This is a genomic window from Flavobacterium kingsejongi (assembly GCF_003076475.1).
GTDB classification, from domain to species: Bacteria; Bacteroidota; Bacteroidia; order Flavobacteriales; family Flavobacteriaceae; genus Flavobacterium; species Flavobacterium kingsejongi.
Map to the genome: position 1 here is coordinate 3,756,583 of NZ_CP020919.1, position 13,036 is coordinate 3,769,618.

The 13,036-nt window shown below is 38.4% G+C and carries 7 protein-coding genes; all 7 read right to left on the reverse strand.

The window, feature by feature from the left end; genetic code table 11:
• Window positions 1-36: 36 nt before the first annotated feature.
• The 7 genes from istB to menD all read right to left on the reverse strand — a co-directional run bounded on the left by istB (window position 37) and on the right by menD (window position 13,035).
• Window positions 37-774: an IS21-like element helper ATPase IstB gene (gene istB, locus FK004_RS16930; RefSeq protein WP_108738326.1), complete on the reverse strand. Its 738-nt coding sequence runs from the start codon at window positions 772-774 to the stop codon at window positions 37-39.
• A 16-nt stretch (window positions 775-790) separates the two neighbouring features.
• Complete coding sequence (gene istA / locus FK004_RS16935) at window positions 791-2,338, reverse strand: IS21 family transposase (RefSeq protein WP_108738327.1); 1,548 nt, start codon at window positions 2,336-2,338, stop codon at window positions 791-793.
• A 542-nt stretch (window positions 2,339-2,880) separates the two neighbouring features.
• Window positions 2,881-5,862 (reverse strand): protein translocase subunit SecDF, encoded by a 2,982-nt coding sequence (secDF, locus tag FK004_RS16940; RefSeq protein ID WP_108738328.1) that lies wholly within the window; start codon window positions 5,860-5,862, stop codon window positions 2,881-2,883.
• A 227-nt stretch (window positions 5,863-6,089) separates the two neighbouring features.
• On the reverse strand, window positions 6,090-7,025 hold the full coding sequence (mdh, locus tag FK004_RS16945) for a malate dehydrogenase (protein ID WP_108738329.1): 936 nt from the start codon (window positions 7,023-7,025) through the stop codon (window positions 6,090-6,092).
• Between the two features lie 287 nt (window positions 7,026-7,312).
• Window positions 7,313-9,253, reverse strand: coding sequence for a DNA topoisomerase (ATP-hydrolyzing) subunit B (gyrB, locus tag FK004_RS16950; RefSeq protein ID WP_108738330.1), 1,941 nt, complete (start codon window positions 9,251-9,253; stop codon window positions 7,313-7,315).
• Window positions 9,254-9,502: 249 nt separating this feature from the next.
• Window positions 9,503-11,125 (reverse strand): asparagine synthase B, encoded by a 1,623-nt coding sequence (asnB, locus tag FK004_RS16955; protein WP_108738331.1) that lies wholly within the window; start codon window positions 11,123-11,125, stop codon window positions 9,503-9,505.
• Between the two features lie 248 nt (window positions 11,126-11,373).
• Window positions 11,374-13,035 carry a 2-succinyl-5-enolpyruvyl-6-hydroxy-3-cyclohexene-1-carboxylic-acid synthase gene (gene menD / locus FK004_RS16960; protein ID WP_108738332.1) on the reverse strand — a complete coding sequence of 554 codons (1,662 nt, stop codon included), beginning with the start codon at window positions 13,033-13,035 and terminating at the stop codon, window positions 11,374-11,376.
• Between the last annotated feature and the right edge of the window lies 1 nt (window position 13,036).

A 13,036-nucleotide genomic window follows, 5' to 3' on the forward strand; every position in this document is an offset into this window, starting at 1 on the left:
TTCATCTGTTAATTAGTATTCAAATATAATAAAATATCACTCTTTGTTTATTCCTCTTTTCTTTCTCATGGATTCTCCATGTAATTCAAGCCTATGAGATTGGTGTATAAGTCTGTCTAATATTGCATCGGCTATCGTTTTTTCTCCAATTATATCATACCAGCCTTGAACTGGTATTTGTGATGTCACGATTATAGAGCCGTTATTATGCCTGTCCTCTATGATCTCTAAAAGAGTAATTCGGTTATGGCTGTCAAGTGCCTGGAGTCCAAAATCATCAAGTATTATAACATCCTGTCTTTGTATTTTGGTAAGTTCCCGTAGACAAGTACCATCTGCTTTAGCCATTTTTAGTCTAGCGAACAATTTTAAGGTATTAAAATAACTTACCTTAAAACCCTGTATACAGGCTTGATAACCTAATGCAGTACCTAAATAACTTTTACCGACACCGGTGCTTCCAGTGATTAAAATGTTTTCGTTTTTCTCTATAAATTCGCATTCTGCCAGACGCAGTACCATGTTTCGGTCCAGGTTACGTGATACATCAAAATTGATACTTTCAATATTTGATTTGTAATGGAATTTGGCATTAGTGATACTTCGTTCAATACGACGATTGTACCTTTCATCCCATTCTGCATCAATAATCATCGATACAAACTGGTCAAGGGTATAATGATCTGTTTTCCCGCTTTCAATGGCTGTTTTAAAAGCATTAAACATGCCATAAAGCTTCATTTGTTTCATTTTGGTTACTGTGGATTCATTCATTTTTTCAAGATTTAATTTAGTTATAATAGTGTTTTCCTCTTATGTTACTGTGATCGGGAAGTTCCTGCTCAGGTTCTTGATCAAAATCAATATGATCCAAGTTGTTTTCTAAAATGTTTTGTATGGTCTTAAAATTGTAAATTTTAAAATCAAGTGCCCGCCTGCAGGCATTTATTAATCGCTGTCTGCCTACCTTTTTTTCAAAATTCAGTATTCCTAAACAGCTTTTATAAGCCTGTTCTGGATGATTTCTGCTTTCGATTATCTGCATTATATATTCTCCTACTGACTCATCAATATTATTAGCCCATTCAATGAAGCGGGCAGCACTCCATTGGGCTACAAATTGATGTGTACTGGCTAAATGCTCAGGAGTTGTTGTATAGACATAAGGTTTGTAGTTTCTTGGATGTACAGCTATTCGATTGTATTTATAATAAATCTCTACTGTTGATTTGGTATATAACAGCTTGGCTTTCTTCTTTACATATTGATACGGAACGCTGTAATAGTTTTTGTCCTGGCTTAATTGAACATGACCGTTTTGCATTACTGTTGCAAAAGACTGGTATTTAATTTCAAAACGATCTTGTGGGAGTGGACGCAGTTTTTCTTTCTCGTCTTCTAAAAATAATTCAAAGCGGGAATAAGGGCGTCCTGTCAGTTTTCTGTTATTGTGAGAGTCAAGTAAATCCCAGATCTGCTGGTTTAATTCTTCCAGAGAAAAGAACTTAGTTTCTTTTATGGTTACATAAATCCTTCGATATAATATCTTAACAGCTCCTTCAACTAGTGACTTGTCTCTGGGCCTGTAAGCTCTGGCAGGTAAAATTGTGGTTTCGTAATGTTCTGCTAAATCAGCCAGGGTTTCATTGATTGTCGGTTCAAAACGACTGCTTTTTATTACGGCAGATTTTAAATTATCTGGAACAATGGCGGCAGGAGTGCCTTCAAAAAAGCGCATGGCATTTTCTACCGAGTCAACAAAGTTTTCCTTTTGCTGGCTCATGGAAGCTTCAGCATACGTGTATTGGCTAGCGCCCAATATTGCTACAAAAAATTGTACTTCTTTGACTTCTCCAGTATCTATATCAATAATTGAGAGTGTCTTTCCGGCATAATCAACATACATTTTATCACCAGCCTTATGGTTCATATGCATGACCGGATTAACTCGTTTGCCCCATATATTGTAATGATAATGAAATTGTGAAGTTCGATAACCATCAGGATTTACAGCAATATATTGTTCCCACATATGCTGTACGGTAACGCCAACTTTTTTTAGTTCACGTTCCATTTTAGGAAAAAAATCATAAAGTGTCTGTAATCTCGGGCTAATGGCCTCTACACTAGTCTGGGAGAATAAAAGTTCCAGCTCTGCATCGGTTTTTTGGTCGATTAATTCAAAGCTTAATTCGAGAACTTCAAATAAAGAAATATATTTCTTTACCGTATTTCTTGAAAGGGATAAGTAGCTACTTATAAATAACTTACTCTTTCCATTACAATAGAATTTAATTACTTTTCTAATTTTACGCATGTCTGTTATTTTGTTTGCCATAATCCGTAAATTTTTAACGAATGTATGGTTCTAACAACATGAAAAAATCAATAGTTTTTAATACTTAATTCACCACAAAACTTGGTGGTCAATTTGCTCCGGAATTAGGTGGTCAGTTTGCTCCGGAACGGGTGGTCAATTTACTCCGGAATTAGGTGGTCAAATTGACCGGTTTTTCCAATATAAGCACACTTCTAAACCTATTACTCTAAAAACACGACATCTTTCACCAGCATCACTATACCATAGCTTAAAAGCCCGCATTTCACACCAGCACTCCTTCATACGAATCACTCCGTGTAACCCTTATTAATTATACAAAAATAGCACCTAAGAATTAAAAGGTTCTTATGGCCTAACACTATTTCTTACAGCACTCACTACACCTCACTTCCCCTGCTAGAAAGAATGTCTTTATACGATTTAATGCGACGACCAGCCCATTATCTTTTATAAAAATAACGCAAAATCAATAGGGTTGCTACCAAAAAAAAGGACCTGGTTTCCCAGATCCTTCTCTATATATAATTTGTGCTTTGGAATTAAACTGTTTCCTGAGCGTTGTTATTGTGCAGTTCTTCAATTCTTTTGTGCTCTGCATCAGAGATAGTATCACAAAGTACCGGAGTCGCAATAAACAAAGAAGAATAAGTTCCTACAATGATACCCACAAGCATCGCGAAGATGAAACCTCTGATAGACTCACCACCGAAGATAAACATAATCAATAATACCAAGACCATCGTTAAGGAAGTATTGATTGTTCTGGACATTGTCGTATTGATAGAACGGTTTACAATTTCATTAAAAGTACCTGTAGTTTTACCTGCCAGATATTCCCTGATCCTGTCAAATACAATTACAGTATCATTCATAGAATAACCAATTACTGTAAGGATAGCCGCGATAAAATGCTGATCTACTTCCATGTTGAAAGGCATAAATTTATAGCATAAAGAGTAGATACCCAATACAAATATAACGTCATGCGCTACAGCAGCGATAGCACCAAGGCTGTACTGCCATTTTCTAAAACTGATCATCAGGTAAAGGAAAACAATTGCCATAGCTCCCAATACCGCATAGTATGAATTTGTTTTGATATCATCAGCAATCGTTGGTCCCACTTTAGAAGCCTGAAGGATTCCTAATTTCTTACCGGCATAAGCGTTTACAAACTGCTCATAAGTAATTCCTGTAGTATAATGTTTTTTCAACGTCTCATACATCAGTTTGTTTACTTCCTCATCTGCTTGAACTCCATGCTCTTCTACTTTATAAGTAGTCGTAATTTTCAACTGATCTGAATTACCAAATATTTTAGCTTCAGCAGTTCCAAAAACTTTAGAAAGTTCTTCTTTTACTTCATCTGTAGAAATTGGTTTCTCAAATTTCACCTGGAAAGTACGCCCACCTTTAAAGTCAGCTCCTTCTTCCAGTCCATTGATGCATAAAGAAGCAATACTTACAATTACAACAATACTGGAGATGATGTAAGTATATTTCTTTTTCCCTAAGAAGTCATAATGGAAATTTGTAAACCAGTTTTTAGACATTGAAGTCACAAACGTGAGGTTGTTTTTCTTGTTGATACTCCAATCCAATAACATTCTTGTAATGAAGATAGAAGTAAATAAAGACGTTATAATACCGATTAATAAAGTCGTTGCAAATCCTTTGATTGGACCTGTACCGAAGATTAATAATACTGCACCTGTCAATAAGTGTGTAACGTTAGCATCTGTAATAGATGACATCGCACCTCTCCAGCTGAATGACGCTTTAATCGACTCACTAAGTGATTTACCCATGCGAAGCTCTTCTTTCGCCCGCTCATAGATAATAATATTTGCATCCACTGCAGTACCCATGGTCAAAACGATACCTGCAATACCAGGCAATGTCAATACAGCTCCTAAACTGGCTAATGATCCAAAAAGGAACAATAAGTTAACCAATAATGCAATATTAGCATACCATCCCGCTTTACCGTAGTAAACTACCATCCATAAGGACACTAATAAAAGACCGATGATAGAAGATAAGATACCATTATCAATTGCTTCCTGGCCTAAAGATGGCCCTACAATTTCTGATTGTACGATATCAGCTGCAGCAGGCAGTTTACCCGCTCTTAATACGTTTTCTAAATCTTTAGTTTCTGTAAGTGTAAATTTACCAGTGATCACAGAGCTTCCTCCAGAAATTGCTTCATTTACATTCGGTGCAGAATATACTACGTTATCCAAAACAATAGCGATAGCTCCTTTTTGAGCTGCTACATTTCTCGTTACTTCTTCCCATTTCTTAGAACCTGCAGGGCTCATTTTCATGGTTACAGAAGGTTTTCCGAATTGGTCAAAATCAGCTTTAGCGTCAATTACAGCACCACCACCCAATTGCGGTTGGTTTTCTCTGTTACCTTTTAAAGCATATAATTCTACAGCGTCAACATTAACTCCTTTTTCATTTTTGATAGAAGTTGGTTTACCCCATGCAAATCGGGCATAACGCTGATCTGCTGAAAGCAAAGCTCTGATATCAGTTCTTTTGAAATAGCTATTGATTACTGCAGTATCCTTTGGAGAGAAATAGCCCAGGATAGGACCACCACCACCAGCGATAATTTTATCAAAAATAGGATTGTTTCCTTTTACTGTTTTTGCAGAATCTTTAGTTGCGCTGGTCAATAAAGTATCGATACCGGTTTTAGCCGTTTCTTTTACTTCAACAGATTTCTCTGTTTTTTTCAAAGCTTCGTTAGCCGCCATTACGAACTGGCCAATTTCTTCTGCTTTGTATACTTCCCAGAACTCTAACTGAGCTGTACTTTGTAATAATTTCTTGATACGATCCACATCCTTTGCACCTGGAAGCTCTACAAGGATTCTTCCGGTTTCTCCTAATTTTTGGATATTAGGCTGTGTTACACCAAATTTGTCGATACGCTCTCTTAAAACACGGAATGCACTTTCGATAGACTCATCTACTTTTTTGCGGATAACGGTTTTAACCTGGGCGTCGGACATTTGAAAATCAATCTCACCACTTAAGTTTCTGTTGGCAAAAACTTCAGGAGAGCCTAATTTTATTTTTCCACCTGCTTCAGCAGAGGCTTTGTCAAAAGCTTCAAAAAATACATCCAGGTAAGGACGCTTACTGTTTTCAGTGTTTTTTGTCGCTTCCGCTAAGGCTTTATTAAATACCGGGTTTTTAGAATTGTTCGCTAACCCTTTCACGATATCTTTTACAGACACTTGTAAGATTACGTTAATCCCTCCTTCAAGGTCAAGACCTTTGTTGATCTTTTTATCTTGTACCTCGCCGTAAGTAAATCCTAATAACGGATAAACTTTTTCACTGTTCATGGAATCCAGATATTTCAATTCCACAGCTTCGTTGCCTTTAGCAAATGCTTTCGCATCGCCCTCGACTTTGTCGGCAACATAGGTAAACGTAAGTTGGTAAATACTTACCAGTGCAAATATTATTGCAAAAAATTTAATAAGTCCTTTATTCTGCATTAGTACTAAAATTAATTAATTTTTGTTTGTATTCCCTGCTTTTGTCAAAACAAAACAATACCATTTATAACTCCAAAAAGCTTTAGACTTACAAATTGTATGGCTCCATTTTTTCTAAAAACGAGCAAATATATAATTTAACATAGGATTAACCAATTAATTTATTGATTAATATCAAAAAAAAGACTGCACGGCTGCAGTCTTTTTGGGTATTCATTTTATATTATTTATTCGAGTACCGATTTCAGGGCATCATTCATACTTCTTACTGCATCCGCACTTTTGGCAAAGAGGGTTTTCTCTGCATCATTCAGTTGAATATCTACAATTTTTTCTACGCCATTTTTACCGATTACACAAGGAACACCGATACAAATATCATTTTGACCGTATTCTCCTTCTACAAAAACGGAACATGGGATTAGTTTTTTCTGATCGTTCAGGATACTATCCACCAAATAGGCTACAGACGCTCCCGGAGCATACCAGGCTGACGTTCCTAAAAGCCCTGTCAGTGTTGCACCCCCAACCATAGTATCAGCTGCTACTTTAGCAAGTTCTTCTACTGATAAAAATTGAGAAACCGGTATACCATTATAAGTAGCTAAACGCGTCAATGGGATCATTGTAGTGTCTCCGTGACCACCGATCACCATTCCCTGAACATCATTTGCCGGTTTATCCAATGCCTGCGACAAATAGGTCTTAAAACGCGAACCATCCAATGCACCACCCATTCCGATAATTCGGTTTTTAGGAAGCCCGGTAGATTTCAACGTCAGGTAGGTCATCGTATCCATAGGATTAGAAACGACTACAATTATAGTATCCGGTGAAAATTTAAGCACATTTTCCGCAACAGTTTTAACGATGCCAGCATTGATGCCTATCAGTTCCTCACGGGTCATCCCTGGTTTCCTTGGAATACCTGAAGTAATCACCACCACATCGCTGCCCGCTGTCTTTGAATAATCATTTGTACTTCCTGTCACTTTGGTATTAAATCCCAAAGTCGTTGCTGTTTGAGAAATATCAAGCGCTTTACCTTCTGCAAAACCTTCACGGATATCCAATAAGACAATTTCGCTTGCAATTCTTCGGTATGCTATAGCATCTGCACAGGTAGCGCCTACATTTCCGGCACCTACAATAGTAACTTTCATATCTTTAATTTTTTATAGTATTAATTTCTTTCTAAATATATCAATTTTATACAACTATCCGATTACAATGCCCTATACTTTTCAAAATAACACTTCAGGCAATACAATCGATAGCCGATTAAAATGTTGTTCTCACAAATTTATCAAAACCCAATTGAGTACTCCCTATAAAAAACTATTTATTTTCAGCTCTTATCACACTAAAAATAGGAACACAAAAAAAAGGATGCCTTTTTTCAGGCATCCTTTTAAACATTTTATCATTGACAGCAGAACTGACCCACTATTTAAGCATCGATTTTTGCATAGGCTGCATTTTTCTCGATAAATTCTCTTCGTGGTGGCACTTCATCCCCCATTAACATAGAGAAGATACGATCGGCTTCCGGGAGATTATCAATTGTTACCTTTCTTAGCGTTCTGAATTCAGGATTCATAGTGGTTTCCCATAATTGCTCTGCATTCATCTCTCCAAGACCTTTATAACGCTGGATACCGGCACTACCACCCATTTTCTCATTCGCAATGTCACGCTGATTATCGTTCCATGCATATTCTTTTTTATTTCCTTTTTTAACAAGGTACAAAGGTGGCGTTGCAATGTATACGTGTCCGTTTTCAATCAGCTCCCGCATAAATCGGAAGAAGAAAGTCAGGATTAAGGTAGAGATATGGCTACCATCGACATCGGCATCACACATAATGACTACCTTGTGGTAACGTAACTTTTCAAGGTTCAAAGCTTTTGAATCTTCATTAGTCCCTATTGTTACTCCTAAAGCGGTAAATATATTCTTGATCTCTTCGTTTTCAAATACTTTGTGGTGCATCGCTTTTTCCACATTCAGGATCTTACCCCTTAAAGGAAGAATCGCCTGAAAATTACGATCGCGTCCTTGTTTAGCGGTTCCACCTGCAGAGTCTCCCTCGACAAGGAAAACCTCACATTTTGCAGGATCCTGCTCAGAACAATCTGAAAGTTTTCCAGGAAGTCCGCCACCACCCATAACTGTTTTACGCTGTACCATTTCACGTGCTTTTTTAGCAGCATGACGAGCCTGGGCAGCCAATATTACCTTTTGGATAATAATTCGGGCATCGTTTGGATTTTCCTCCAGATAGTTTTCCAGCATTTCAGAAACTGCCTGGCTTACTGGCGCCACTACTTCACGGTTTCCTAACTTCGTTTTAGTCTGTCCTTCAAACTGAGGTTCAGCCACCTTAACGGATATAATAGCCGTTAATCCTTCACGGAAGTCATCCCCTGCAATCTCAAATTTCAATTTATCCAATAACCCGGAAGCATCGGCATATTTTTTCAACGTATTTGTAAGCCCTCTACGGAATCCTGACAAATGCGTCCCTCCTTCGTGTGTATTGATATTATTTACATACGAAAAGATATTTTCAGCATAACTGGAATTGTAAATCAGCGCTACCTCTACCGGTATTTCACTTTTTTCATTTTCCATACTGATCACATGGGAAATAATCGGCTCGCGATTTCCGTCCAGGAAGCGTATGTACTCTTTTAATCCTTCTGTAGAATGGAATACTTCAGAAATGAAATTTCCTTCTTTATCAACTTCTCTTTTATCGGTAAAGGTGATTGTAATTCCTTTATTCAGGAAGGAAAGTTCCCGCATACGGGCAGATAATGTATCAAAAGAGAATTCAACAGTCTGTGTAAAGATGGTATCATCCGGATAAAACGTTTGTCTTGTCCCTCTTTTTTCCGTTTCCCCTATCTGTTTTACAGGATAAAGGGCTTTTCCTTTTGCATATTCCTGCTCATAGATTTTACCATCGCGGAAAACCGTAGAAGTCATATGGTTTGAAAGTGCATTTACAACAGAAACCCCTACCCCGTGAAGTCCACCGGATACTTTATAAGAATCTTTATCAAATTTACCTCCGGCTCCAATTTTGGTCATTACAACCTCCAAAGCAGAAACGCCTTCTTTTTTATGCATATCCACCGGAATTCCACGACCGTTATCTTCAACGGTAATCGAATTATCCTCATTTATAGCAACCGAAATGGTATCGCAATGCCCACCCATCGCTTCGTCAATAGAGTTATCGACAACTTCATAAACCAGGTGGTGTAATCCTCTAACTCCTACATCTCCAATATACATCGAAGGTCGCATTCTTACATGCTCCATTCCTTCCAGAGCCTGAATACTGTCTGCTGAATAATTATTTTTTTTGATTTCTTCGCTCATATAAATGTTATTCTGTATGTTTTTATGTTTAACGAACAAATATATGAAAACCGAAGGGATAATCGGGTACAAATGATGTTTTTAGCCTTTAAGTTATCAACATTTCCATCAGAAAATCGGCATTTATTCCCAAACCCTAAAAGCATCTTGCAAAATCAGGAATCGATACCTAATCTGCTACAAATAAACCCTTAAAACACAAAAAGCATCAGCAGGTAATGCTGATGCTTTTTTCCAAACTAACTAAACTTAATCCTGCGCTACAGATACACCATGGGCAATGGTAGTATCCGCATTTACGTGAGCCGCATTGGCTCTTCCGCTCGGATCAGTGTTTTCCTGCCATTTAGGAATCCATTTCCGCACGGTCTGTGCCGCACTAACCTGCGGGAAATGTTTATGAAAAATATCCCTATAAAAATAAGCTTCTTTCGTGGTCGGGGTATTGTATGGAAAACGCTCCCCTGCCCTTTCCAATTGATAGTCAGTGATCTGAATCGAACAATATGCTATCAGCTCATCAATCCAATTGTATCCTACGCCATCCGAAAATTGTTCTTTCTGGCGCCATAATACTTCTTCCGGCAAATAAGGTGCTTCAGGCGTATCAAAAGCTTTCCTAAGGATATATTTTTCTATGCCATCATAGGTTTTAGGCTGCTTTTCAACTGATTTTATTTTTATTGCAGCTTCCAAAAAGGCCTTATCCAAAAAGGGAACGCGGGCTTCCAGCCCAAAAGCCATGGTGGACTTATCGGCGCGGAGTAAATCAGCGGTAAAAAGCTTCTGTACGCGCTCGATGGTTTCTTTCTGGAATTCATCATCGGAAGGGGCATTTCTAAAGTAAAGGTAACCACCAAATATCTCATCGGCACCTTCTCCCGACAGTACCACCTTAATTCCCAAATCCGTAATGGCCTGGGATAGAAAATACATGGGTGTACTCGCCCGAACTGACGTTACATCATACGTTTCAAGATGCCATATTAATTTATCCAGGATACGAATCCCTTCTTCTACCGAAAAATGGATTTCATGATGTTCTGTACCCAGGAATTCTGCCACATTTCGTGCTGCTTTTGTATCTGGAGCCTCCGCATTAAGCCCTATAGAAAAGGAATGCAGCTGCTTTCCTTCCTGCTTCATCAAGCGGGCTGCAATTGCAGAAATCAAGGAAGAATCAAGCCCGCCGGAAAGCAATACACCAATCTCGACATCACTCATTAACCTTTTTTGCACGGCAGTTGTAAGGGTTTCGCGAATCACTGCTAAGTCCAAATCCTCAACAGCTTTTGCAGCATCTTCCCATTGTGGTTTGTAATATTTAACAAAACCGGTTTTTGCCGTGTAATAATGTCCCGGAGGAAAGGTTGAAAATGTCTTGCACTGGTCTGAGATCGCTTTCATTTCTGAAGAAAAATAAATACGCCCTCTTTCATCAAGCCCATAATACAGCGGCTTTACACCCAAAGGGTCTCGTCCGGCAATAAAATCATCACCATTCACAACAACAAAAGCAAAAATCCCATCAAGCTTGTTGCAAAAATCATATCCGTATTCTTCATACAAGTGCACAATAACCTCAGAATCGGAAGTCGTCCGAAAAGCATGGTGCTGCAATTCATTATCCCTCAGATCCTGATGATTGTAAATTTCGCCATTATGGATCATATAGGCTCTATTAGAACCCTGAATAGGCTGTTTCCCTGTAGTAAGATCAATAATAGATAATCTTTCATGACTCAGGATATGCCCTTTTTCCGTAACAACTAAATCACTTTCATCCGGCCCTCTGTGAGACATTCTTTTAGAAAGCAGTTTGACCAACTCTTCATCTTTTCCTTTTCCTATAATGGCTAATATTCCACACATATATTCTTACTATTAATGTTTTCATTTATTTACTAAAGCAAATTTGATGTATTAATATAATTATTAAAACAAATAAAGCTATTTTGGTTTTAAATTAAAACCAAAAATAGAAAAATGCCGTAAATACAAAACCAATCCCTTTCGTGATTCCCATGTAATGATTACAATCTGAAATGGCCTAAAAAATGACCCATAAAAAAAGGCCGCTTCAATGAAGCGGCCTTACAATAGAAACAAGCTCTTTATTTCTAAACAAGTTCTTTAAAATACTGCAATAAAACAGCATCGTTCTCAAGCATAGGCGTAAAAACTTCTAAAATAGCCGGAGCATCACCTGGCTCATAAAATCCTTTAAGTTGAACTTTAAGTTCATTTTCATCATGCGCCGTCACATAGGTAAACCCATACATTTTCGCAAGATGTGCTGCCGTATAGTGATGTGAGGTTTCAAAAAAAGTATTAAATACCGGTGTTTCCTGATGTCCTGGCAGAATGCGAAAAATACCACCACCACCATTATTCAGGACTATAATACGGAATGAAGCCGGAATGTAAGTATTCCACAGCGCATTACTATCATACAAAAAGCCAATATCGCCCGTCATAAGCACCGTTTGCCTGCCCGAAGCTACTGCAGCACCAATAGCCGTAGAAGTACTTCCATCAATGCCGCTTGTACCCCGATTGCAATACACTTCAATAGCAGGATCGATTGCAATAAGTTGCGCATAGCGGATCGTAGAACTATTACTCAATTGGAGCTGGCTGTTTTTAGGAAGCGAAGGAATAGCCGTTTCAAAAACCTTGAAATCTGAAAATGGTGTTTTTCGCAGGTATTCTTCATGTTTTATACTTCGCAGTTCCCTTATTTTTTGCATTTTTTCATCATAATCACTTTCGACAGGAATCGTCAATGGCAAAAATGTACTGAAAAATGTTTGAGGACTTACTTCAAAATGCTTTGTCAGATTCCCAAAGGTATCATAGGACCGAAGCACATCAACATGCCAGTGCAACTGTGACTTATATTTCCTAAGAAAAGCTTTTATTCTTTTAGAAACCACCATACCACCGAAGGTCAGCAGGATATCAGGCTGGAAAGCCTCAAAATCGGCAACTGTAAATGGCGTGATAATAGTATCGATATTGGTGATAAAATCTGGATGATGCAGATTCGAAGTCGTCTCTGTCATTACCACCACAGATCCATCAGTTGCCAACTGCTCCAACAACTCCTGCTCCAACACATTCGGAGGATTAACCCCAACTAATATTAGTTTCTTTTTTACGGTATTCCATTGCGAAGCATAGGGCTTTAGTTCATCGGAAGTAATGGAATTATTCACTAAGCCGTCTGCAACAACCAAGGAAACAACCGTAGCCTCCGGGATTGTCTCATATAGAGGCTCCTCAAAGGGCGCATTGATATGCACCGGGCCCTTTTGCCGTTTCGCAATAGTAATCGCATTATGGATTTCCAAATCATTCTCAGGCGACGCCATCTCTGCAAGGTTAGCACTATATAAGATATGATTTTGGTAGACATTTTCCTGTCGTATGGTCTGCCCATCCCCTATATCGATTTTATCATGGGGCCGGTCGGCCGAAATAACCAATAGTGGGATCTGGCTATAAAAAGCTTCAGCAACTGCTGGATAATAATTCAACAATGCCGATCCCGACGTACATACCAATGCTACTGGCTCGGAATTTTGCTGCGCTATTCCCATACCAAAGAAGGCTGCACAGCGCTCGTCAGCGATGCTATAACAGTTAAAATACGGATTATTCACAAATCCAATAGTCAAAGGTGCGTTCCGGGAGCCCGGAGAAATTACAATATTCTTGATGCCCCGGCTTTTACAAATTTCTATTATACTTTGCGCCAAAGGTATTTTGGGGTATATCATC

Excerpts from the sequence above, each read along its gene's own strand:
- istB (WP_108738326.1), bottom strand. The coding sequence starts at position 774 with ATGAATGAATCCACAGTAACCAAAATGAAACAAATGAAGCTTTATGGC.
- istA (WP_108738327.1), bottom strand. The coding sequence starts at position 2,338 with ATGGCAAACAAAATAACAGACATGCGTAAAATTAGAAAAGTAATTAAA.
- secDF (WP_108738328.1), bottom strand. The coding sequence starts at position 5,862 with ATGCAGAATAAAGGACTTATTAAATTTTTTGCAATAATATTTGCACTG.
- mdh (WP_108738329.1), bottom strand. The coding sequence starts at position 7,025 with ATGAAAGTTACTATTGTAGGTGCCGGAAATGTAGGCGCTACCTGTGCA.
- gyrB (WP_108738330.1), bottom strand. The coding sequence starts at position 9,253 with ATGAGCGAAGAAATCAAAAAAAATAATTATTCAGCAGACAGTATTCAG.
- asnB (WP_108738331.1), bottom strand. The coding sequence starts at position 11,125 with ATGTGTGGAATATTAGCCATTATAGGAAAAGGAAAAGATGAAGAGTTG.
- menD (WP_108738332.1), bottom strand. The coding sequence starts at position 13,035 with ATGATATACCCCAAAATACCTTTGGCGCAAAGTATAATAGAAATTTGT.